This is a genomic window from Paenarthrobacter sp. NPDC092416, from assembly GCF_044755025.1.
Lineage (GTDB): Bacteria > Actinomycetota > Actinomycetes > Actinomycetales > Micrococcaceae > Arthrobacter.
In genome coordinates, this window is record NZ_JBIVQG010000016.1 from 38,154 (window position 1) to 60,638 (window position 22,485).

25 protein-coding genes are annotated in these 22,485 nt (G+C 62.8%); 5 read left to right on the top strand and 20 right to left on the bottom strand.

What is annotated here, in order from left to right:
* Positions 1–83: 83 nt before the first annotated feature.
* The 9 genes from ACIQC5_RS21425 to coaD all read right to left on the bottom strand — a co-directional run bounded on the left by ACIQC5_RS21425 (position 84) and on the right by coaD (position 6,721).
* Complete coding sequence (locus tag ACIQC5_RS21425) at positions 84–1,112, bottom strand: TolB family protein (RefSeq protein WP_400287093.1); 1,029 nt, start codon at positions 1,110–1,112, stop codon at positions 84–86.
* Entirely contained in the window at positions 1,109–2,404 is a 1,296-nt protein-coding gene (locus tag ACIQC5_RS21430; RefSeq protein WP_400287095.1) for an MFS transporter, read from the bottom strand. The genes ACIQC5_RS21425 and ACIQC5_RS21430 overlap by 4 nt, the downstream gene beginning before the upstream one ends.
* An 8-nt stretch (positions 2,405–2,412) precedes the next feature.
* A complete protein-coding gene (locus ACIQC5_RS21435) occupies positions 2,413–3,099 on the bottom strand; it encodes a hypothetical protein (RefSeq protein WP_400287096.1) in 687 nt (228 codons plus the stop codon).
* The gene (locus ACIQC5_RS21440) at positions 3,096–3,539 is read right to left on the bottom strand and encodes a hypothetical protein (protein WP_400287098.1); all 444 of its coding nucleotides are present in this window, start codon (positions 3,537–3,539) and stop codon (positions 3,096–3,098) included. Before ACIQC5_RS21440 ends, ACIQC5_RS21435 begins: the two co-directional genes overlap by 4 nt.
* Positions 3,540–3,585: 46 nt before the next feature.
* Entirely contained in the window at positions 3,586–4,566 is a 981-nt protein-coding gene (gene mutM / locus ACIQC5_RS21445; protein ID WP_400287100.1) for a bifunctional DNA-formamidopyrimidine glycosylase/DNA-(apurinic or apyrimidinic site) lyase, read from the bottom strand.
* 3 nt (positions 4,567–4,569) lie between these two features.
* A complete protein-coding gene (gene rnc, locus ACIQC5_RS21450; RefSeq protein WP_400287102.1) occupies positions 4,570–5,268 on the bottom strand; it encodes a ribonuclease III in 699 nt (232 codons plus the stop codon).
* A gap of 22 nt (positions 5,269–5,290) precedes the next feature.
* On the bottom strand, positions 5,291–5,494 hold the full coding sequence (gene rpmF / locus ACIQC5_RS21455) for a 50S ribosomal protein L32 (protein WP_011775139.1): 204 nt from the start codon (positions 5,492–5,494) through the stop codon (positions 5,291–5,293).
* Between the two features lie 33 nt (positions 5,495–5,527).
* Positions 5,528–6,055 carry a YceD family protein gene (locus ACIQC5_RS21460; protein WP_400287104.1) on the bottom strand — a complete coding sequence of 176 codons (528 nt, stop codon included), beginning with the start codon at positions 6,053–6,055 and terminating at the stop codon, positions 5,528–5,530.
* Positions 6,056–6,220: 165 nt separating this feature from the next.
* Complete coding sequence (gene coaD, locus ACIQC5_RS21465; protein WP_400287105.1) at positions 6,221–6,721, bottom strand: pantetheine-phosphate adenylyltransferase; 501 nt, start codon at positions 6,719–6,721, stop codon at positions 6,221–6,223.
* A gap of 35 nt (positions 6,722–6,756) precedes the next feature.
* Between coaD and ACIQC5_RS21470 the strand changes: the two genes are divergently transcribed.
* Positions 6,757–8,016 (top strand): aminotransferase class I/II-fold pyridoxal phosphate-dependent enzyme, encoded by a 1,260-nt coding sequence (locus tag ACIQC5_RS21470; protein WP_400287106.1) that lies wholly within the window; start codon positions 6,757–6,759, stop codon positions 8,014–8,016.
* A gap of 29 nt (positions 8,017–8,045) precedes the next feature.
* Here ACIQC5_RS21470 and ACIQC5_RS21475 read toward each other — a convergent pair whose 3' ends face one another.
* Positions 8,046–8,204 carry a hypothetical protein gene (locus tag ACIQC5_RS21475; RefSeq protein ID WP_400287108.1) on the bottom strand — a complete coding sequence of 53 codons (159 nt, stop codon included), beginning with the start codon at positions 8,202–8,204 and terminating at the stop codon, positions 8,046–8,048.
* On the opposite strand from ACIQC5_RS21475, the gene ACIQC5_RS21480 reads away from it, so the two are divergent.
* Complete coding sequence (locus ACIQC5_RS21480; protein ID WP_400287148.1) at positions 8,154–8,807, top strand: spermidine synthase; 654 nt, start codon at positions 8,154–8,156, stop codon at positions 8,805–8,807. The two genes, ACIQC5_RS21475 and ACIQC5_RS21480, sit on opposite strands and share 51 nt — an antisense overlap.
* Here the strand turns inward: ACIQC5_RS21480 and rsmD are convergent.
* The 4 genes from rsmD to thiL are packed head-to-tail and all read right to left on the bottom strand — an operon-like array spanning position 8,804 to position 13,743.
* Positions 8,804–9,388, bottom strand: a complete 585-nt coding sequence (gene rsmD / locus ACIQC5_RS21485; protein ID WP_400287149.1) for a 16S rRNA (guanine(966)-N(2))-methyltransferase RsmD — start codon at positions 9,386–9,388, stop codon at positions 8,804–8,806. The genes ACIQC5_RS21480 and rsmD overlap by 4 nt on opposite strands.
* Positions 9,389–9,427: 39 nt before the next feature.
* Positions 9,428–11,677, bottom strand: a complete 2,250-nt coding sequence (locus ACIQC5_RS21490; protein ID WP_400287150.1) for an ATP-dependent DNA helicase RecG — start codon at positions 11,675–11,677, stop codon at positions 9,428–9,430.
* Positions 11,667–12,707 (bottom strand): DAK2 domain-containing protein, encoded by a 1,041-nt coding sequence (locus ACIQC5_RS21495; RefSeq protein ID WP_400287110.1) that lies wholly within the window; start codon positions 12,705–12,707, stop codon positions 11,667–11,669. Before ACIQC5_RS21495 ends, ACIQC5_RS21490 begins: the two co-directional genes overlap by 11 nt.
* 22 nt (positions 12,708–12,729) lie before the next feature.
* Positions 12,730–13,743, bottom strand: coding sequence for a thiamine-phosphate kinase (thiL, locus tag ACIQC5_RS21500; RefSeq protein ID WP_400287112.1), 1,014 nt, complete (start codon positions 13,741–13,743; stop codon positions 12,730–12,732).
* A gap of 124 nt (positions 13,744–13,867) precedes the next feature.
* Here thiL and ACIQC5_RS21505 point away from each other — a divergent pair, with 124 nt between their 5' ends.
* A complete protein-coding gene (locus tag ACIQC5_RS21505) occupies positions 13,868–14,362 on the top strand; it encodes a DUF3515 family protein (protein ID WP_400287113.1) in 495 nt (164 codons plus the stop codon).
* Positions 14,363–14,434: 72 nt separating this feature from the next.
* On the opposite strand, the gene ACIQC5_RS21510 is transcribed toward ACIQC5_RS21505, so the two are convergent.
* From ACIQC5_RS21510 to leuC, 6 genes are all read right to left on the bottom strand, one after another.
* The gene (locus ACIQC5_RS21510; RefSeq protein ID WP_400287115.1) at positions 14,435–15,574 is read right to left on the bottom strand and encodes a D-alanine--D-alanine ligase family protein; all 1,140 of its coding nucleotides are present in this window, start codon (positions 15,572–15,574) and stop codon (positions 14,435–14,437) included.
* Positions 15,574–16,626 (bottom strand): NAD(P)H-dependent glycerol-3-phosphate dehydrogenase, encoded by a 1,053-nt coding sequence (locus tag ACIQC5_RS21515; RefSeq protein WP_400287117.1) that lies wholly within the window; start codon positions 16,624–16,626, stop codon positions 15,574–15,576. Before ACIQC5_RS21515 ends, ACIQC5_RS21510 begins: the two co-directional genes overlap by 1 nt.
* Complete coding sequence (locus ACIQC5_RS21520) at positions 16,623–17,453, bottom strand: lysophospholipid acyltransferase family protein (RefSeq protein ID WP_400287119.1); 831 nt, start codon at positions 17,451–17,453, stop codon at positions 16,623–16,625. Before ACIQC5_RS21520 ends, ACIQC5_RS21515 begins: the two co-directional genes overlap by 4 nt.
* Positions 17,454–17,464: 11 nt before the next feature.
* On the bottom strand, positions 17,465–18,790 hold the full coding sequence (gene murA / locus ACIQC5_RS21525) for a UDP-N-acetylglucosamine 1-carboxyvinyltransferase (RefSeq protein WP_400287120.1): 1,326 nt from the start codon (positions 18,788–18,790) through the stop codon (positions 17,465–17,467).
* A gap of 216 nt (positions 18,791–19,006) precedes the next feature.
* Entirely contained in the window at positions 19,007–19,606 is a 600-nt protein-coding gene (gene leuD, locus ACIQC5_RS21530; RefSeq protein WP_400287122.1) for a 3-isopropylmalate dehydratase small subunit, read from the bottom strand.
* Positions 19,607–19,615: 9 nt separating this feature from the next.
* Positions 19,616–21,067: a 3-isopropylmalate dehydratase large subunit gene (gene leuC, locus ACIQC5_RS21535; RefSeq protein ID WP_400287124.1), complete on the bottom strand. Its 1,452-nt coding sequence runs from the start codon at positions 21,065–21,067 to the stop codon at positions 19,616–19,618.
* Between the two features lie 132 nt (positions 21,068–21,199).
* Here leuC and ACIQC5_RS21540 point away from each other — a divergent pair, with 132 nt between their 5' ends.
* Positions 21,200–21,919 (top strand): IclR family transcriptional regulator, encoded by a 720-nt coding sequence (locus ACIQC5_RS21540; protein ID WP_014922101.1) that lies wholly within the window; start codon positions 21,200–21,202, stop codon positions 21,917–21,919.
* Positions 21,920–21,929: 10 nt separating this feature from the next.
* Positions 21,930–22,466, top strand: a complete 537-nt coding sequence (locus tag ACIQC5_RS21545) for a DUF1697 domain-containing protein (protein ID WP_400287125.1) — start codon at positions 21,930–21,932, stop codon at positions 22,464–22,466.
* The last annotated feature ends 19 nt before the right edge of the window (positions 22,467–22,485 follow it).

The window sequence follows — 22,485 nt, forward strand, 5'->3', positions numbered from 1 at the left end:
GCCCTTTGGAACGGTGGTTCCAACGGTGGTATTCACATAACTCCGGCCCGCGGACACGCGGGCCGGAGTTATGTGTGAAGGTTTCAGCGAACCACGCTCGGCGACCAAGCATGTTCGATGAAAAGTTTGGGGTCGGATCCCGGATCCGTGCCCAGCTCCCAGATATCGCTGTCGCCGTCTGTGCCGTCGTGCGGCAGCCCGTACAGCAACGTCTGGTTATCCAGCCATTCGATCTGGTCGTCAACGCTCCGCTTCTCGGAGAGAACCGTTTCCCGTCCCGTAGCGAGGTCGAGAACAGCGACGTTCCAATGCGCGTCCAATGGCCCGGCGTCGTTCTTCTTGTACGCGATCCTCATGCCGTCAGGCGACACGGACGGGCACTCAACATTGTCGTGGACGGCCGTGAGGGTCTTGGCTGAGATACTCCCCCGTACAAGCCAAATCCGCCCGGCCGATGCAGCCGTCGCGTAGAAAACGTCGCTTTGGCCGGGTACAAACGTCACGCCCCAGATGTTGCGGTCGGTGGCTACCAGTCGTTCTCCATTCACCATCAGGGCGAAATCTTCCAGGTTGCCGGTTCCACCGTTTTGCGTAGTGATCTCGGTGGCCGTTGAAAACCCGGCAACGGCATAGGAGTGGCCGGAAACGAAAACTGTGGTGGCAATCATGCTCGCATCGGGGCTGATTCGCGTCCTGCTCGGGATGCCGGGAACCGCCCAAGCACGTTCCTGCTTCCAGTTGCGGTCCAGGACGGCAGCTTCGAAGGCCGTCACCAGGCCGCGCTTCGTTGTCAGGCAGACGATGGTGGCAGATGTCCCGTACACACGGTCACAGGCCCGCTCACTCACGGCTCTTGTGCCGGACGGCGCGGACAAGGGAACCGTCGCGGCGTTCCCATAACCCTGCCCGCTGGCCGTGTTCCTAAACAGTACGAAAGGTACTTCCGGCAGCGCCTGGCCCGCGGTGACACCGACGGAAGGTGCGGCAGTGCGGCTCTCCTCAAAACGTTGGTAGGCGCCCACGGCGTACACCCCGGCTGCCGCCAACACCAGGGCCGTGACCGCCAGCAGAATGCCCCACCGCAGTTTGCCTCCGGTTACCGTACTGCTCATGCCCTGCCCATCCCGGACTTGGCCCCGGGCAGGATGAAGATGACCACAACAACTGCGCATGCCAGCAGCCCTGCGGCAACGAGCATGGCGGTGGAGGCACCCACGGCATACCAGAGCACACCGAAACCGGCGGAGGCCAGCATTCTGCTCAGCGCCACCACAGTCTGAGCGGAAGCGATGCCGGTGGCCAGCTTTCCTGCGGGCGTCAGTTGGCTGGCCAGTGCGGCCAGCACGCCGTCCGTTGCGGCATAGAAGGCGCCCAGGAGGACCAAACACCCCAGGGTCGCCCAGAGTCCGCCCCACGGGGCAGCAGCCAGCAGGTAACAGAGCAGCAGGACCGCATGTCCTCCGACGAAGACCGGCACCTTGCCCACCCGGTCGGCCAACCGGCCCAGCGGAACGGCGAAAGCCAGGAACACCACGTTGGTCCCTACAAAGAGGAGGGGAAACCACTGGACTGCAAAGGAATCTCTGTTCTGCAGCACCAAGTAGATGAAGCCGTCACCCACGGTCAACAAGCCAAGGAGCCCGGCAGCAATAAGGAGCTTGCCGAGGCCCGGTTCCTTGAAATGGCGCCAGGAGAAGGCAAAGAGCCGGCGTTCGTCCCCCGCCGCTGCCTTGTTTGCAACCATACGTCCGTGTGCCCTCAGGTCCGGAACAACGAGCGCGAGGACAGCAACCCCGATCACTGCGAACGCCAAGGAGACAACGAAGACCGTGCTGAAGCCATTGGGAATCATGAGCAGCACAAAGAAGGCAATCAAAGGACCAGCGGCAGCACCGATGTTGTCCAGCATGCGGTGGACACCAAACGACCGTGCCAAATGCTCCGGTTGCGCCGAGACAGTGATGAGGGCATCCCGCGGCGCTGTTCGGATGCCTTTGCCAATCCTGTCACCGGTCACGATTGCCGCGATCGCCCAAAATCCACCAGCGAACAGGAAACCGATCCTGGCCACCATGGACAGTCCGTAACCGGCGAGGGCTATGCGTTTGGGATGGCCGCTGCGATCCGCGGCCCAGCCGGCAGCGATCCTCACGATCGCACTGGCACCTTGATTGATTCCGTCGATAAAGCCAAACGCAATGGTGGACAAACCCAGGAAACCGGTGATGTAGAGCGGGAGGATCGCCGTGACCGACTCGGAGGAAACGTCCGTCACCATGCTCACGATGCCGAGCCAAAGAATGACCGGGGACAAACGAAACGGCACTTCGGTGGTTAGTGCCGTCCGGGTGCCTGATGGCTTATCCCGCTTGCCGCCGCTGCGGTCCGAGAGAGAGATATACATGCGGGCCCCTAGTTCGCCGTCGTATGCAGGCTGCCCAAAAGCTGGAAGCGCGAAGCGCCCGTTCCCGTGGTGGACACCGAAACCGTCACGGTGTCCGTGCCCCGCACGAACCTTGCTGCTTGGGCGCCCTCTACGGCTGGCGCGGGCTCGGTCCAGAAGCCGTGTGCGGCCAGGGACTGGGTGAAGGAGCCCAACACCTCGTCCTGGGTCAAATCCACGATTCCGTCAGCCGTCAGCTGCAACCTGTCGCCTGATACGGAAATACCGGTGGATGCGATGGTTGTCCCAGGAGGCAGCACCAGAATATTTCCCGGCCACCCATCCACCAGTTCACCCTGCGCCGAGCCAGGATCAGGCAATTCTGTGACCAACGGCGCCGGTTCGGTCGGCGCAGGGAGTCCCGTAGGGCTGGCGGTCACCGGAGGCAGGACCTCCAGGGGCTTGGCGGTTGGCGCTGGAGTCTCGCCGCTCCCCGCCGGACCGCTCGCAGACGCGTCTGACGTCGGGCTGCCGGGACTCTGCGTGGCCGCACCGTTTGACGGAGCTGAGGTCCCGGATGCGCTGGGACTGGACGACGAGGCCGAATTCTGGGCGGCACTTGGGCCTGGCTTCGCCATTTGGTCAAGCACGATAGCGACGGCGGCAATAATCACAGCGAGGCAGATGCCCACAATCACCAACCGCCGCGCCATCATGGCTTACCCGTGCCCGCCGCGCTTGTTGTGCCGCCGAGGAGCTGATGTGCCCTGGACTCGAGTCCGTCGTCGACGAAGTCATAGATAAATGACGCCAACCAAATGACCACCGTAGCGGCCACCCATCCAACGATCCCGCTGATGGCGAATCCGTTGGAGAAGATGCTGGTGAGGATGAGGATAGCCAAGGTTGCCAGCAGGCCTGCCGCCACGGTCAGGGCCTTGGTGACCAGCCACGTGCGCCGGTCCGCCTGCGCGTCCCGGCGACGGCGGAAGAAGGCCAGGATCAAGGGCTTAATCAGAAGCGTGGCCGCCGTGAAAACCACGACGGCCCAAAGGAACCCGGCGCCCAAACGGACCCCGGGAAGAACTGACGCCACCCACAGTGTGATGGCGTTGAAGACCAAAGCAATGGCGATCCGAATCACCAAGGATTTCATGGGGACAGTCTGCCATTGCCATCCCGATTCCGGAACAGTTTTGGCGCTACCAGCGTCCATTCCTTGGCCGCGGCTGACAAACCGGGCAGGTGTAGGAAGAACGGTTCATGAATTGCTCACGTTTAATGATGCTGTGCAGGCCCGCCGCTTCACAGCGGCCGCAGGTTTCACCGGCACGCCCATAGGCGTTAAGCGATCGAGCGAAATACCCTGAATCGCCATTGACGTTCACATACAGGGAATCAAAACTTGTTCCCCCTGCCGCCAGGGCAGCATCCATCACGTCCTTGACGGCTTGGATCAGCCGTTCCGCATCCGGACGGCGCAAGGTATCGGTCGCCCGCGCATAATGCAGCCGCGCACGCCACAAAGCCTCGTCCGCGTAGATGTTGCCGATCCCCGAAATGACCGACTGGTCCAGCAAAGCGCGCTTGAGTCCGGTTTTCCGAGACTTGATCTTGCTGTAGAAGTCATCGAAGGAGAAGTGCGGGTCCAAGGGATCCCGGGCAATATGCGCTGCTTCCTCCGCGATCTCGGGCAGCGGCGTTTCACCCAAGCCGCCTGGACCGCCGTCGGGAGTAGGAACCAAGGAGGTCACGAACAGTCCCCCGAAAATGCGTTGGTCAACAAAACGCAGCTGTTCGGGCATGCCTTCGGCGGCGCTAAGCCGGATCCTGACCTTGAGGTGTTTCTCGTCGGGGACGTGCGGATCCTGCATGAGGAGTTGTCCGCTCATGCCAAGGTGTGCCATGAGGGCGACGCGGGGAAGTGGGGCATCCGCCTCAGGTCCAGGAGCCTGGTCCACAAGGTCGGCCACCTCCATGGCCAGAGGCATCCAAAGGAACTTGCCGCGCCGGACAACATCCAGCACGGTAGCGTGTTCCAGATTGCCCACAAAGTCCTCGGCGCCAAGGCTGTGACGTCGGATGGAGCGTTGGTCCAGAACATCGACGCCCGTAATGGTGCGCCCGCGGACCCACCGCGCGAGACCGCGCCGAACGACTTCTACTTCGGGAAGTTCAGGCATCGCTCACGCGGAAGGCGTTTGGTCCAAGGCCGTCAGTGCACGCCAAGCATCGGCCGCAGCTTCCTGCTCGGCTTCCTTCTTGGAGTGGCCGGAACCGCGTCCGTAAGGAGTTCCACCAATGTTAAGGACGGCCTCGAACGTGCGGGCGTGGTCCGGTCCTGAACCTTCCACCGCATAGTGGATGGCACCCAGCTGCCGGCTGGCCGTCAGTTCCTGGATGCTTGTCTTCCAGTCGGTTCCCGCACCAAGGGCGCCGGCATCCTTCAGAAGCGGGCCAACGAGCCGCATGACCAGCTGGCGGGCAGTCTCGATGTCGTTGGACAGGTATGTGGCACCGATCAAGGCTTCCATGGTGTCGGCCAGGATGGAGGCCTTGTTTTTGCCATCGGTAAGTTTCTCGCCTTGACCGAGGTAAATAAACTCGCCAATGCCGAGTTCCCGGCCGATTCCGGCCAGGGCGCGGGTGCTCACGACGGCGGAGCGCCGCTTGGCGAGCTCGCCTTCGGGCAGCGCGGGGTTCTCGCGGTACAGCGAGTCCGTCACGGAGAAACCCAGGATCGAATCGCCGAGGAACTCGAGGCGCTCGTTGGTGGGGATCCCGCCATTCTCATACGCATATGAGCGATGTGTCAGAGCAAGACGAAGCGTCTCGGTGTCAATGGAGACACCGAGACGCTTCAGAAGCTCTTCAGTTGAAGACATCCTTTGTCAGCCAGTAGGCAGATTAGGCGTCAGCGACCTTGCGGCCCTTGTATTCAAGGAACAGCGCAGTGCCGGCGGAGTCGGTAACGACCTTTGCCTGGTGCGGCAGGCTGTACGTAACCTGTCCGTTTTCAATCGTCTTGACCAAGTTGGGGGCAGTTGCCTTCCACTGGGCACGGCGGGCGCGTGTATTTGCGCGAGACATTTTCCGCTTGGGAACAGCCACGGCTATCTCATTTCTCTCTTAGTCCAACACTTACTAATCAGTTTGCCGGTCAGTCTTAGCCAGATCAGCTAGGGCAGCCCAGCGAGGATCCATGACCTCGTGGTGGTGCCCCGGCTCGTCTTCCAGGCGCGCTCCACATTCGGAGCAAAGGCCCTGGCAGTCTTCCCGGCACACCGGCTGGAACGGCAGCATGGTTACAACTGCGTCCCGCAACACCGGCTCAAGATCGATTAGATCGTGCTCGACTCGACGTTGCTCTTCATCGTCTTCTTCGTCCGAAAGCTCAACGCCCTCATAGAAGAAAAGTTCTTGCACATTGACTTCAAGGTCATACGCAAGGGGATCCAGGCATCGACCGCATTCGCCAGTAACTTCGACAATCGCGGATCCGGATACCAGAATTCCTTCGTGTACGGCCTCAAGACGAAGATCCAGCTCGACTTCCGAGCCTTCCTTCACGCCAATGAGCGCCACACCAAGGTCACTTGGCGCGGGTACATGTTCATTGAGTGTCCGCATGGTCCCTGGACTGCGTCCAAGGTCCTTGACTACCAGCGCCAAGGGCGAACTTGCATCTCGCTTAATGAGAACTCCTGTAGAACATATGACCGACGTACCATCTTAGCCTGATCACGCGTGAGGACTCAAACCGGCGCCAGGCGCACAGAAAGCACGTTGGTTTTCAGCTGGGACACTCCGCATGATGCTGCGAGGTACCCGTCAAGCCTACCCCTTCCGCGGCGGTTCTGCGCCAGGCTCGCCAGCGAGCAACCGCTTCAGCACGGATTTGGGAACGAAGTCGGAGACGTCCCCGCCAAGGACATTCACCTCTTTGATCAAGGTGGAGGACAAATGGAGATAATGCGACTCTGCAGGGAGGAACACCGTTTCGACGCCGGTCAACTGGCGGTTCATGGTGGCCATGGGCAGTTCGTAGTCGAAATCCGAGGACGAGCGCAGGCCCTTGACGATGGCCGAGACTCCGCGATGGCGGCAATACTCCGCAAGAAGTCCTTCCCCCATTGGTTCGACGATGATGCCTCTGAGGGACGCCAGTGTCTCCCGGGCCATCTCCATTCGATCTTCCAGGCTGAACCGGTACTTCTTGGTGTAATTGGTGGACACGGCCACGATGACTTCGTCAAACAGGCCAGCGGCCCGGGCGATGACTTCGAGATGTCCGTTGTGGATGGGGTCAAAGGATCCAGGGCATACCGCACGTCTCATGGAACGAACCTACCCCATAGCTTCACCGGGATACCATGGCTGACATGGCACCCCCCGGCAGCTCCGCATCCATCAAGACGACCACCGCACCTGCTGATTCTGCAGCACCGTGGCAGCGGGCCGCCACCGGAGCAAACCTCCTTTCACCCGATGGAAACCTGGGCGTCACCATCTTTGAGGAAATGACCACCCTGGCCGTGGCCACCGGGGCAATAAACCTCGGGCAAGGGTTCCCTGACGAAGACGGGCCGGCAGAGATCAAGGCCGCAGCCCAGGCAGCCATCGCTTCGGGCGCCAACCAATACGCGCCCGGCAAGGGCATCCCGGCATTACGGGAAGCTGTGTCCGAACACCAACAGCGTTTCTACGGTCTGACACCCGATCCACAGACCGAAGTCATCGTGACCACGGGAGCCACCGAAGCGATTGCCGCTTCGCTGCTCGCCTTCATCCAGCCGGGCGACGAAGTGCTGACCTTCGAGCCCTTCTATGACTCCTACGGCGCCATCATTGGAATGGCTGGGGCGCAACACGTCACCGCTCCACTGCTCGCTCCGGACTTCCTCCCGGACCTTGAGGCCTTGGAAGGCGCCTTCAGCGGCCGCACAAAGGTTGTCCTGCTGAACAACCCCCATAACCCCACCGGTGCCGTCTTCCCGCAACACGTCCTGGCAAAGGTTGTTGAGTTGGCAGCCAAATACAATGCCATCATCGTCAGCGACGAAGTCTACGAGCACCTCACGTTCGGCGTAGCCCACATCCCGGTGGCCACGTTGCCAGGAGGGGCCGAGCGGACCATCACCATTTCCTCTGCAGGCAAGACCTTCTCTTTCACCGGCTGGAAGATCGGCTGGCTCAGCGGCCCCGAGCATCTGGTGGCAGCGGTGCGTACCGTCAAGCAGTTCCTGACGTACAGCTCCGGCACACCGTTCCAGAGTGCAATCGCCCTGGGACTTGCCCTTCCAGATGACTTCTACACAGGCATCGCCGCAACATTGCAGCGCAAGCGGGACATCCTTGCCGAGGGCCTCCGGGCAGCCGGCTTCGGCGTCTACAACCCGAGCGGCACCTACTTCATCAACGTTGATACCGCTCCACTGGGCATCAGTGATTCTGTTGACCTGGCGCGCCGATTGCCCGGATTGGTTGGCGTCGCGGCAATTCCCGTCCCTGTCTTCTGCCACCCCGAAGGTGCTGAGCGAACCCGCAGCCTGCTGCGCTTCGCTTTCTGCAAGAAGACCGATGTCCTGGTAGAGGCCGCTGCACGCCTCGCTACCCTCCGGGAAAAGCTCTGAGCCGCGCGGGCGCAGGCCATCACGAGGCCTCACGGTTCCTTCGCACCACAGGCCAGCATGCCGTCATAGATCGCGACACCCTGGTTGAGGGCGCCTACATCCTGGCGATCGGTGGTGCTGAACAGTCCCACGTCAATCTGGCCGAACCCGCCGAGATCTTCTACGAATACTTGCGCAGGATCGGCCATGTGGTTGACCTGGCGGCACCAACAGGACGGGCCTTGTCCGTTCTCCATTTGGGGGCGGGCGCACTCACCTTGGCACGCTATATCCAAGCCACGCGTCCGGGTTCGGAACAGTACGCCGTAGAACTCGAGCGTGAACTGCTGGACTTCGTCCTCCAATACCTGCCGATGCCTGCGGGCACCCGATTGCACACACACATCGGCGACGCACGCGATGCCCTGGCGGAGCTGCCCGCCGAGTCAAGGTTCGACGTCGTGATCCTTGATATCTTCTCCGGACCCGAGGCGCCTGCCCACATTGCCTGCCAGGAATTTTACGAAGAGGCCAGGAACCGCCTCCGGCCCGAGGGCGTGCTGATTGTCAACGTCGGCGATGAACCGGCGCTCTCCCTCGTCAGAAGCCAAGTAGCCGCCATGCGTCAGGCAATGCCGGATGTTGCGGCGTTCTCTGAGGCAGGGATGTTCGACGGCCGATACCCGGGCAACATCATCCTGGTGGGAACGCAGGCCCCATGGCCGCAACAGTGGACAGCGGAGCTCTTGGCGCGCGGCCCCCACCCGGCCGCGGTCCTGACCGGCGTCGAACTGGACAAGATCAGCGGCTAGGCGGGTTCAGCGAACCACAGCTTGGTCTCACCGTACTTCTTGTCGGCGAAGCATTCCATGGACTCCGGCCACAAGGGCTCAGGGCTCCGCGACGAACGTTCCACAACCACCACGGCGCCCTCATCCAGATGCGGCGCCAGCTTGGACAACACTGCACTGAGCGCGGGCTCGTCGAGGGGGTAGGGCGGATCCAGGAAGACAAGGTCCCACAGCGTGGCCTCTGCAGCCCGTTCAAGGAAGGACTCCACCTTGGAACGATGCACTGAGACTGCCTTACCGCCCAGGATCTGGTTGACGAGGTCTCCGTTGCGTTGGCAAACGTCGCAGGCTCGGGCATCGAACTCCACGAGGTCCACCTTGCGTGCACCGCGGCTGGCACTCTCGATCCCCAGGGCCCCGGAACCGGCATAGAGGTCCAGCACCCGGGCGTCGTCGATGACGGCAAGCGCCTCCAGACGGGAGAACAAGGCCTCCTTGACCCTGTCAGTGGTGGGCCGGGTGGCAGTCCCCGCCACGCTGGACAGAGGATTGCCACCGGCTACCCCGGCAATAATGCGGCTCATGCAGCAGCCACACCTGATCGGCCGGACGGCCGGGAGTCCCTTGCCGCGTAAAGCTCTCTATCCGCGTTCAAGGAACGCCTCCTTCTCGGGGTTCAAGTATTCGTCGATGGCCGCGGCCAACACTGGTTGATGCTCGAGTGCAGGGTCTTGCGCCACCAGCCCCTGGGCGTCAGCACGCGCCCGGGCAATGATGTCCTCGTGTTCCAGTACACGGAGCAGCTTAAGCGTAGAGCGACCACCGGATTGCGAAGCTCCCAGGATGTCACCTTCCCGCCGCAGTTTGAGGTCCTCCTGCGAGAGCTCGAAGCCGTCTGTAGTGGACGCGACTGCATCCAGCCGGCGCCGGCTTGGATGGCCGGGTTCCAGTGTCGTGACCAGCAGGCACGTGCCGGGCAACCCCCCACGGCCCACGCGGCCACGCAACTGATGCAGTTGTGAAATGCCGAACCGGTCCGCGTCAAGGATCACCATCATGGTGGCGTTGTGGACATCCACGCCCACCTCAATGACGGTGGTGGAAACCAGGAGCTTGGTCTGGTTGGCCGCGAACGACGCCATGGTTTCCGACTTCAGCTGCGGATCCTGGCGGCCGTGCAGCGGCGCCACGGGGACGCCGGCCAAGCTCGGCTCCTGCAGCAGGCTATCAACTACCGACGTCACGGACGCCAGTTCGCGAGCGGACCCTTCGTCCGACAGTTCCGCGTCGCTGGGTTCCGCTTCACCCGGACTGAAATCGCCGTCGTCGTCCGAGCCGATCTTGGGGCACACCACATAGACCTGGTGCCCGGCGTCGACTTCCTCGCGCGAACGCTTCCAGATGCGGTCCGCCCAGCCGGGGTTCTCCGCCAATCCCACAACGTGCGTGGAAATTGGAGCACGGCCCGCGGGGAGCTCATCGAGGATGGAGGTCTCCAGGTCGCCGAACACGGTCATGGCAACGGTCCTGGGAATAGGAGTGGCCGTCATGACCAGCAAGTGCGGCGGCCGCTGGGCCTTGGCACGCAAGGCGTCGCGCTGCTCAACTCCGAAACGGTGCTGTTCATCCACCACAATCAAGCCGAGGTCCTGGAAGCTGGTCTTGTCCGAAAGAAGTGCGTGGGTTCCAATCACAATTCCGGCATTTCCCGAGGCAGCATCAAGCATGGCCTGCTTGCGTGCCGCCGTGGGCATGGAACCCGTCAACAGTGTCACCTGCACTGCATCGGGGCCGGCTTCTCCGCCCAGCATCCCGGCACCACCAAAAAGGTGGTCGCGCGCCAAAGGACCCAGCGTTTTGCGGATTGAATCGAAGTGCTGTGCGGCGAGGACCTCCGTGGGCGCCAACAACGCCGCTTGTCCCCCGGCGTCCACCACTTGGAGCATCGCCCGGAGGGCCACGATGGTCTTGCCGGAACCGACCTCCCCCTGGAGCAGCCTGTTCATGGGGGTGTCCTGGGCAAGTTCCTCTGACAGTGTCTTGCCGATGGCCGACTGGCCTGCCGTAAGAGTAAACGGGAGGTTCTGGTCGAACTGGCCCAGCAGCCCTCCGGAACGTGGCCGGCGAGCTGTGGCCTCTTCCGCGGCAAGTTGCGCACGGCGTCGCGCCAAAGCGGTCTGCAAGACCAGCGCTTCCTGATAGCGGAACCGCTCTTGCGCCCGCTGCCAGTCCATGGCTGTATCCGGAGAGTGGATAAGACGGTATGCCTCGGCTACGCTCAGCAGCCCATCCCTCTGGACGATTCCGGCAGGAAGGGGGTCCTCCAACGCGTCCAAGTCCATGGTCTCCATCAAGGCTGTGACCACCTTGTGGATCGACCAACTGGTCAGCTTTGCCGTTGCCGGATACACCGGGATGGGCATGGCAGCCAGCTTTTCGGGGTCCAGCGATCCATGGGCGTCCGGGTCTTCATCCAGGAGCAGGAAGTCCGGATTCGTCAGGCCCAGGGCGCCCCCGTACCGGCTCACCTTGCCCGAGAACATGGCGCGGCGTCCCGCGAGGAGTTCGGCTTTGGCCCGGAATCCGTTGAAGAAGCTGACTTTGAGAGTGCTGTGGCTTCCACCGGCTTCATCAGTGACCACAACGTCCGTGATGGAACCACGCCGCGCCCGCATTTGCCTCGTGCTGTTGGACAACACGCGGGCAATCAGGGTGACTTCTTCGTCCAGAGGAAGGTTGCTGATGGGCGTCAGCTCTCCCCGGCTCAGGTAGCGGCGCGGGAAGTAGTTCAGCAGCGCCCCCGTGGTCCTCAGACTGAGGTGTTTTTCAATGACCGCTGCAGAGCGCTTACCGATCCTGCGTTCCAGGGGCAGTTCAAGCTCAGAGTTCATGCCGTGGCTGGCCTGCGGTGGTACCGGAATCTTCATGGTCCGCAGTTTCTCCACCGGCTTCACGGGGCAACGCCAACTGGCTGACTGCGATGTCTGTGGGGTCGCCCAGGGAACGAATGAGTGCCACTGCCGGCTCGGGGTCCGGAACATGGACGTGAACGCGCCAACGGTAGCTGGTCTCGCCTTCCGACTCGTCGTCATCGAGGCTCGCCGTGCTGCCCACTTGGCTCATAATCACAGAGTCACCCATCTCGTCGAGACGCTGTCGAAGCGTGGCAGCCGCCAGCGGGGAGAGGTTGATAGTGCACATGACCTCCACGCCGTCATCGGCCGGCATGTGCTCGTGGATGTGGGGATCCTGGAGCCTGTAACCGTGCAGGCCCTCAAGGAGTTCGTCCTGCAATTCCTCCCCCAGGACGGCGGAGCGCAGGCAATCCAACACCAGCAACATGCCGACGCCACCGGCATCCACCACGTGTGCTTCGTGCAAGGGAGCAAGTTCGTTCTCTGTTCGGATAACGGCCTGCAGGGCAGCTTCCACTACCGCGTCCAAAGCAAGGCCCAGTGAATGGTTGCTGTCGTCGCCGCCCTGCGCGGAGTCGACAGCTTGGGCTGCACGCGCGGCAGCTTCCAGGACTGAGAGCATGGTCCCCGAGACGGGATCGCTGAGCGCTGACCACGCTCGGATTTGTGCCCTGTTGAGCGCTGTTGCGAGGAGCGGCGCGCTGAGCCGGGATTTGCCGGCCAGCGGCTCCGCGGCAGCGCACAGGAAAACGGCGAAGAGGGTGCCCGAGTTGCCGCGTGCTTGCTCCATGGCAGCCTGACCGGCGCGCGAAAGGAGGGCCCCGACGTCGTTACCTGTTTCCGTGGCGTCCGGCGATGTGCCCGCGAGTGCCGAGACGGCCGCGCGGGCAGTGAGGTACAGGTTGGTGCCGGTATCGCCGTCGGCTACGGGAAAAATGTTGATCGCATTGAGGCGGTCGCTATGGTTGCCAAGGACCACCTCCGTTTTGCCGAGCCAACGTTTCATCGCATGCGCATTGGCGGCGATCTTAGTCTGCAAAATGATCCCATCCCACGGTGTCGGCAGCTTGCCCGGCAATCCGGACACCGCTGCCTTGTGACGGGGCAACGGCCTGCACTGAGCCTATCGCAGTGAACCCCTCCGGCAGCTGAATTCCAGCTGGGAAGGTGGCGAGCAGCCCATGGTCTTCTCCCCCGCCCAAAACCCAGGACATGGCGTCACGCCCCAGCTCTGCGGCCGCAGGTTCAAGGGCCAGCGCGTATTGCGCCAGCGCCACAGGATCAAAATCAAGCACCACGTTGCTGGCAACGGCGAGCCGGCCAGCGTCTCGCAGCAAGCCATCCGAAATATCCATCAGCGCCGTTGCGCCGTTGCGCGCAGCAAGTGGGCCGGCTGCCAACGGCGGCACGGGCCTGCACTGGCTGTCCAGGAGCGCGCGCTGGGCGGCTGTCAGGCTTACGACTGGGATATGGCTCTCCAGCAGCGCCAGTCCTGCGGCAGCCCGCCCCAGGGTTCCGGCCACGGCCACGACGTCCCCTTGCTTTGCTCCGGAGCGCAGGACGGGCAGAAGTCCGTCCAGGGTTCCGACGACGGCGACAGTCACCGCGATCTCGCGGCCCCTCCCGAGGTCTCCCCCGGCAACAGAGCAGTCCGGTGCGCCCAGACCAACGATCCCTGCCGTGAGGCCATCTGCGAAGCCCTCCACCCATTCCACCGGTGTATCCGGCGGCATGGTCAGGCTAACGACCAACGACGTGGCGCTGCCGCCCATGGCGTTGATGTCGCTCAGGTTCTGCGCCGCGGACTTCCACCCGACGTCGAACCCGGTGGTCCGGTATCCGTTGTTCCACTCCAGCCGGAAATCCTGGTCTTGGGTTTGGGTATCAATGGAGATCAACATGCGCCCATCCGGCGCCGCAACCATGGCGGAATCATCTCCTGGCCCCAACAGAATGCTGGGGCTCTGGTTCAGGCGCGGAAAGATCCGGGCAAGGAGCTCGGACTCGGAGAGATCGGCAACGGTCAGTTCTTCTAGGGGCACGGCACTACGCTATCGCGATCCACGGACAGAATAGCGCCGTGGCCTCCCGAAGCAACGGCAGCACCAATGTGACCGGTGCTACGTACCGTCCGGGCGGCCCATGTGTGCGGGATAGGCTGGATGAATGCACCGAAAGTCCCTTCGCCGGATCGCCATGCCCATCACTTTGGCGACAGTAGCCGTCCTTGCGTTGTCAGCATGTTCACCCACCGTGGATGTGACCGCGGCAGCGGACGCCGCCAATCCGGCGTGCGCACCGATGATGGTGGCACTGCCGGATGCGATCGGCGATGCCTCCCTGCGCAAAACCAACAGCCAGGCGACAGCTGCATGGGGAGACCCCTCGCAGGTCATCCTGCGTTGCGGAGTGAACCCGCCTGGCCCCACCACGGACCGATGTGTCAGCGTGAACGACGTCGACTGGGTCATCAAGGAAGGCGAGCCCTTCTATACGCTGACGACGTTCGGACGCGAACCGGCTACCGAGATCCTCATGGATCCGGACAAGATCAGCTCCGCCACCGTCCTCGCCGACCTCGCGGCAGCGGCCGGCAAGATCAAAGCAACCCGCCATTGCGTGGGCCAGGAAGACCTGCAGAACCTGCCCTCCACCAAGTAGGGCACCCAACCGGGTCGCAGATCAGGGCCGTTTTGAAGGCTCAAAACGGCCCCGATCCGTTACGTGCTTGGGTTAGCGCAGGCCGGTCTTGCGCGTCAGCGCCAGCTGGATGAGTTCATCGATCAGCTCGGCGTAACCCAGACCGGACGCCGCCCACATCTGCGGGTACATGCTCTTCGGGGTGAACCCCGGCATGGTGTTGATTTCGTTGATGATCAGGTCTCCGGCCGGAGTGTAGAAGAAATCCACCCGGCTTAGTCCTTCAGCACCCACGGCATCGAACGCGACTGCGGCCAGTTCACGCACCCGCGCAATGGCCTCGTCCGGCATGTCCGCCGGGCAACTCAAAGCAGCCGCGCCGTCTTCAACGTATTTGGCGGCGAAGTCGTAGAACTGGTGCTCGCCGGCGGCAACCGCGATTTCGCCAGGCATGGACGTCCGGGGGGCTTCTGTGCCGCGACCCTGAAGGACCGCGCATTCGATCTCGCGGCCCACGATGCCTGCCTCAATGACCAGCTTCAGGTCATGGCGACGGGCTTCCTCAATGGCTGCATCCAGGCCCTCCAGCGAATCCACCTTGGAAATTCCCATGGACGAGCCCGCGCGGGCAGGCTTGACGAAGACCGGGAAGCCAAGCTTGTCGACACGTTTCCGGACGGCTTCGGCGTCGGTGAGCCATTCGCGGTCCGTGACGGCAACGTAGGGTCCCACGGTCAGTCCGGCGGATTCGAAGACCACCTTCATGAAGTGCTTGTCCATCCCGACCGCCGATGCCAGGACTCCAGCGCCCACATAGCGGGTATCGGACAATTCCAGGAGCCCTTGGATGGTCCCATCCTCGCCCCATGGACCGTGAAGCAAGGGGAACACAACGTCCACGGAACCAAGTTCCTGCGGCACTGTGTTGGGTTCGGTCACTATCAGCTGGTGCTCTCCGCCGACTTCGGCCAGCGTGACCGTCTTGCCCGACGGTGCAACCTCAGGCAGGGCTGCAGAGCTCAGGGACCATTGGCTGGTGTCTCCTGAGGCCAGGACCCATTGTCCCGATTTGGCAATGCCGATCGGCACCACCTCGTATTTGCTCTGGTCGATGGCGCCCATCACGCCGGCCGCGGTAACGCAGCTAACGGCGTGTTCGCTGGAACGCCCACCGAACAGGATCGCAACCCGGGTTCGCCGGCCGGTCGGGGAAGTGGTTTCTTCAGTCACCATCAGTAGTCGCCTTCGGACTTCAGTGCCCGGGCCAACAGCCGAGGCCCCAGGTCATCAACGGACATTTTGCCTTCAAGCACGGCAACGACGGCAGCCGTGATGGGCATTTCTACACCTAGTTTTCCCGCCAGCTCATGAACGGCGTGGCCGGACTTGATGCCTTCCGCGGTCTGTGTCATGTGGGCATTCACCTCATCAAGGGTGAGTCCCTCGCCAAGCAGTCTCCCTGCCGTATGGTTCCGTGACAGCGCCGACGAACACGTAGCAACAAGATCGCCCAGGCCAGCGAGGCCGGCCATGGTCTGCGCTTCCCCGCCAAGTGCCAGTGCAAGCCGGGATGTTTCGGCGAGCCCCCGCGTAATGACGGAGGCCTTGGTGTTGTCACCCATCTGGCGACCTTCGCAAATGCCGACGGCGAGTGCGATGACGTTCTTGACGATCCCACCGATTTCGACGCCCACCACATCGGTGCTGGTGTACGGACGGAAATAGGGTGCCGTGCAGCACAGCGCAATGGCTGCAGCGGTTGGTCCGTCGCTGCACGCAACGACGGACGCAGTGGGCTGTTCCCTGGCAATTTCCATGGCCAGGTTGGGGCCTGACACCACAGCGACACGCGATTCCGGAATTCCCAGCTCCTGCGCGATGACCTCGCTCATGCGGGCATCCGTGCCAAGTTCAAGCCCCTTCATCAGCGACACGACGATCGCATCAGGAGCCAGAAACCGCTTCCAAGCACCCAATTGCGGCCGAAGCGACTGGGCGGGAACAGCCAAGACAACCACCTGGGCGTCCCGGAGGACCTCCTCCACGTCAGTGGAAGCCGTCACGGCGGCCGGGAGCTCAATCTCCTTGAGGTACTGCTCGTTGCGGTGGGACGCGTTGATTTGCTCAACGACTTCCACACGGCGTCCCCAGATCCTGATGGAACGCTCCGCGCCTGTGGCTGCGGCAGCGTCCGCGAGGATCTTGGCGAACGTCGTGCCCCAAGAACCGGCCCCAAGGACTGCAATGGTGGTTGGGGCGAACGCAGGATTCCCGAGAGCTGTCACTTGCCGCCCTCCGTTTCGTCTGCGTCGCCCTGGACATCGGCGGCATCGCTTGCCACGGGGTCGGTGGCTTTGCCTTTGGCCGGCGCAGAACCGCGTTCCACGAAGCGGCCGTGCTTGGCCTGGTTGTTCTTGCTCGGATCCCAACGTTCCGCTGGGGGTTCCTCGCCTCGCAGGGAGGCCAGGAGCGCTGTGACCGCGTCCATGATGACGTCGGTGGCTTCGGACAGCGTGGTCCGGTCCATTGGACGGTCCTTGAAAGCGCTCAAGTCCACGGGATCGCCGACCAGCACACGGACGGTTTTCCTGGGGAAAATATGAAAGGACTTGGCATAGCGCGGGAAGACTTCCTGGGCGCCCCAATGTGCCATGGGAACTACCGGCGCCCCAGTCTGGAGCGCAAGGCGGGCTGCACCCGTATGGCTCTTCATGGGCCACAGATCAGGATCGCGGGTCAGGGTTCCCTCGGGATAAATGATGATAGCTCCGCCTGCATCCACCACGTCTTTGGCGACTTGCAGCGAGCGGTTCGCCCCCGCCGTCGAACGTTCCACCGGAATCTGCGTCGTTGCGCGCAGCAAGGCGCCCAACACGGGCGCCTTGAAGAGTCCTGCCTTGGCCAGAAAGTGCGGCGGACGCTTTTGGTTGTACAACATGTGTCCGATGACGACGGGGTCGATCTCGGTGCAGTGGTTGGGTGCGGCGATGAACCCGCCGGCGGGGAGCTTTTCAAGCCCTTCCCACTTTTTGGCCATCAGGAGGTTCATCAGCGGACGGGCAAGGCCCGCCAGGAACATGAACGTGGCACGGCTCTTGGCCGATTCCTTCAAAGGGTCCCCCGCTACTTGGTCTCAGTGATATCGAAATCGGCGCCCAGGCCAGCCAGCTTTTCGGTGAAACGCTCGTAGCCGCGGTTGATGATGTCAATGCCGGTGACACGGGATGTTCCGGTGGCAGCCAGTGCTGCGATCAGGTGGCTGAAGCCGCCGCGGAGGTCCGGGATGTCGATCTCGGTACCGCGGAGGGGCGTCGGACCCGAAATGACGGCGGAGTGCAGGAAGTTCCGCTGACCGAACCGGCACGGGACGCTGCCAAGACATTCGCGGTGAACCTGGATATTGGCGCCCATGCGAGCCAGCGCATCGGTGAACCCGAATCGGTTCTCGTAGACGGTCTCGTGAACGATCGAAACACCCTCCGCCTGGGTCAGCGCGACCACCAGCGGCTGTTGCCAATCGGTCATGAAACCGGGGTGGACATCGGTCTCCAGCACCAACGGGGTCAGCTTGCCGCCCGGGTGGTAGAAACGAATGCCGTCGTCGCCGATGTCCATGCCGCCGCCCACCTTGCGGTAGGTGTTCAGGAACGTCATCATGTCACGCTGCGAGGCACCCTCAACGAAGATATCGCCCCGGGTAACCAAGGCGGCCGAAGCCCAGGACGCAGCTTCATTGCGGTCTGCGAGGGCCCGGTGGTTGTAGCCGCCCAGGTCCTTGACGCCTTCGATCCGGATGGTGCGATCCGTCTGGACACTGATGATGGCGCCCATTTTCTGAAGCACGGCGATCAGGTCGATGATCTCGGGCTCCGTTGCGGCACCACTGAGTTCGGTGATGCCTTCCGCGCGCGTGGCACTGAGGAGAACCTGTTCAGTGGCGCCAACCGAGGGGTACGGGAGGGAAATCTTTGCCCCATGCAAACCGTGCGGAGCGGAAATGTGGATACCGCCGGGACGCTTCTCCACAACCGCGCCGAACTGGCGCAGCACGTTCAAGTGGTAGTCGATCGGCCGATCACCGATCTTGCATCCGCCGAGGTCGGGAATGAAAGCCTCGCCGATCGCATGGATCAACGGGCCGCACAGAAGGATCGGGATTCGCGAATCGCCCGCATGAGCGTCGATCGCGGTGCTGGACGCCGTCTTAGCATCCTTGGGATCCAAAGTGAGATCACCCGTCGCCGCATCCTTCACCACGGTCACCCCGTGGAGCTGCAGCAGGCTGGTGACAACCTCAACATCCTTGATTTCCGGCACGTTCCGCAGCACCGATGGTTCACTGCCCAACAGGGCTGCCACCATTGCCTTGGGCACAAGGTTCTTGGCACCGCGGACGGTTACTCGCCCGGTCAACGGGACGCCACCGCGGATTGTCAGAACACTACTCATCTATACCGGTTTCCTCACGACTACTCGCCCCCCATACTTACAAAGGCTCCAGCTAAGCATAGAAGCTCACGTTACCGAACCGAAATGCCGCCAAGCGCTGCGGGCCGGATCAGGCGCCCAATAAACCCGCACGAAAAAGGACCGGCGAGCCCTCCCGAAGGGGCCCACCGGTCCACTTTCCTCGACTATCCAACCGCTCTTTGGCGGTGCGGAGTTTCAGCTTTTGGCCGGAAGCGTCTTCGGTTTGAACGACGGCCGTGTGGCCTCGTATGCGGTGATGTCTTCCTCATGCTGGAGGGTCAATCCGATGTCATCCAGGCCCTCCAGGAGGCGCCAGCGGGTGTAGTCATCAATCTCGAACGGAGCTACGACGTTGCCGCATTCGACCGTCTTGGAGACCAGGTCAACCTTCACCTCGGTGCCCGGGTTGGTCTCCAGCACCTTCCAGATGAGCTCGATATCGTCCTGGCCCACTTCGGCGGCGAGGAGGCCCTGCTTGCCCGAGTTGCCACGGAAGATATCTGCGAAGCGCGACGACAGGACGGCCTTGAAGCCGTAGTCCTTCAGTGCCCATACTGCGTGCTCGCGGGAGGACCCCGTACCGAAGTCCGGGCCGGCCACCAAGACCGATCCGGCGCTGAACGGGGCCTGGTTCAGGATGAACGTCTCGTCCTTGCGCCACGCGGCGAAAAGGGCGTCTTCGAAGCCTGTGCGCGTGATGCGCTTGAGGTAGACCGCAGGGATGATCTGGTCAGTGTCCACGTTGCTCTGGCGCAAGGGAACGCCGATGCCAGTGTGGGTAGTGAATTTTTCCATGGGATCCTCCTAGACTGCGATTCCGGTCAGCGTTTCGGCGTTGGCCGGCTCAAGGTCCGACGGCGAGCTCAGCGTGCCGCGGACGGCAGTAGCCGCAGCCACCACGGGCGAGACCAAGTGCGTACGGCCACCCTTGCCCTGGCGGCCCTCAAAGTTGCGGTTGGACGTCGAGGCACAGCGCTCCCCCGGCTCCAACTGGTCCGGGTTCATGCCCAAGCACATCGAGCAGCCCGCGAAGCGCCATTCGGCGCCGAATTCCTTGAACACCTTGTCCAAGCCCTCGGCTTCGGCTTCGAGACGGACACGAGCAGAGCCCGGGACCACCAGCATGCGGATGTTGGGGTCCTTTTCGCGTCCGCGGATGATGTCCGCAGCAACCCGCAGGTCCTCGATCCGGGAATTGGTGCAGGAGCCCAGGAAGACCGTGTCCACACGGATCTCCTTCATGGGAGTTCCGGCTTCGAGGCCCATGTACTGCAGGGCCCGCTCTGCGGCGGCCTTGGCGTTCTCATCGCCAAAGTCTTCCGGGGACGGGACCTTGGCCGAGAGGGACACGCCCTGGCCGGGGTTGGTGCCCCAGGTTACGAACGGCTCGAGGGTATCGGCGTCGAGGTCCACCTCAGCGTCAAAGGTGGCGTCGGCATCGGTGTGCAGCGTGTTCCAGTACTCCACCGCGGCATCCCATTCGGGGCCTTCGGGGGCGTGCGGGCGGCCCTGCATGTAGTCGTACGTGATCTGGTCCGGAGCAACCATGCCCGCGCGCGCACCGGCTTCGATGGACATGTTGCAGATGGTCATGCGGGCGTCCATCGACAACGCCCGGATGGCCGAACCGCGGTATTCCAGGACGTAGCCCTGGCCACCGCCGGTACCGATCTTGGCAATAACGGCCAGGATGATGTCCTTGGCAGTAACGCCCGGGCGCAGCGTGCCCTCAACGTTGATGGCCATGGTCTTGAAGGGCTTCAGGGACAGCGTCTGCGTGGCCATGACGTGCTCCACCTCGGACGTGCCAATACCCATGGCCAGCGCGCCGAACGCGCCGTGCGTGGAGGTGTGCGAGTCGCCGCACACCACGGTCATGCCCGGCTGCGTAAGGCCCAGCTGCGGACCAACGACGTGAACGATGCCCTGCTCTTTGTCGCCGAGCGAGTGCAGGCGGACGCCGAACTCCTTGCAGTTGTTCCGGAGCGTCTGGATCTGGGTCCGGCTGGTGAGATCGGCAATGGGCTTGTCGATGTCCAACGTGGGAGTGTTGTGGTCCTCGGTGGCGATGGTGAGATCCGTGCGGCGCAGTTGGCGGCCGGCCAGGCGCAGGCCTTCGAAGGCCTGCGGGGATGTCACTTCGTGGACGAGGTGAAGGTCGATGAAGAGAAGGTCGGGCTGGGCATTGGCTCCTTCGCCTTCCCCCTTGCGCACCACGTGCGCGTCCCAGACTTTCTCGGCCAGTGTCTTTCCCACGGCCTGCTCCCTTCACTGCGGTTGGTTGTACTTCATCCACTGAACTGTTCTTCATCCACTGAAGCAGCACGCTTGTGGAATATGCCAGCGAAACAACTTGCATCTCAGATATTGAGACGGCAATATCATTACATGGACAATTCTAGTGGAGTCGGTGTCATTGATAAAGCGGCCCAGGTACTCGATGCCCTTGAGGCTGGACCCACCACACTCGCGCAACTCGTAGCGGCCACAGGCCTTGCCCGGCCTACAGTTCACCGCCTCGCGCTGGCGCTCGTCCATCACCGCCTGGTCAGCCGCGACATCCAAGGACGCTTCGTTCTGGGCAGCCGCCTCGTTGAACTCGCCTCGGCCGCCGGTGAAGACCGGCTGATTGCCTCCGCCGGGCCAGTCCTCATCCAACTGCGCGATGCCACCGGCGAAAGCGCGCAGATCTTCCGGCGCCAAGGTGACTGGCGCGTTTGCGTGGCCTCGGCAGAGCGCCCCATCGGCCTCCGGGACACGATCCCGGTAGGCACGCAGCTCTCCATGAAAGCCGGCTCCGCCGCTCAGGTGTTGCTGGCCTGGGAGGACCACGACCGTCTCCTGGAAGGTCTGCAGAACGCCAGGTTTACGCCCACCGTCCTGGCAGGAGTACGACGCCGGGGCTGGGGTCAGAGCCTTGGCGAACGCGAACCTGGGGTTGCGTCGGTTTCGGCTCCGGTCCGCGGACCGTCCGGCAGGGTTATTGCAGCCGTTTCCATCTCCGGTCCGATCGAACGCCTCACCCGCCAGCCCGGGCGGCTCCACGCCGAGGTGGTCTGCAACGCTGCACGCGTGCTGACCGAGGCTCTACGTAAAAACAACGACTAGAACCATCATCATGACCAGTTACGCCGTGTTCCTGAGGGGCATCAACGTGGGCGGCATCAACATCAAGATGGCCGACCTCAAAGCCGCCCTCAAGGAATACCCGTTCTCCGACGTCAAAACACTGCTGGCCAGTGGAAATGTGGTGTTGCAAAGTGAGATCAGCGCCAAGGACGTCAAAGCTCAGTTCGAAAAGTGCCTGCGGGAGACCTTCGGATACGATGCCTGGGTGGTTGTTCTGACCGCCTCACGTGTCGCGGAGCTGGTGGCTGCCTGCCCCTACCCCGCCGACGACAGATCCACGCACAGTTACATCACGCTCGCTTCCGATACGTCCTTGCTGGACGAATTATTCGCAGCCGGGGAGGCCTTGGGAGGCGTGGAGCAAGTCCGCCTGGGCCCCGAGGCCTCAGCTTGGCTGGCCCCCGCCGGAGGGACCTTGGAGAGTCCTTTCAGCAAGTTGTCGTCAAAACCCCGCTACAAGGCGAGCACCACTACCCGGAACCTGCGCACACTCATCAAGGTCCGCGACGCGGCCGCAGCGCTCTAGCCGCGCGTCCTCCGTGGGC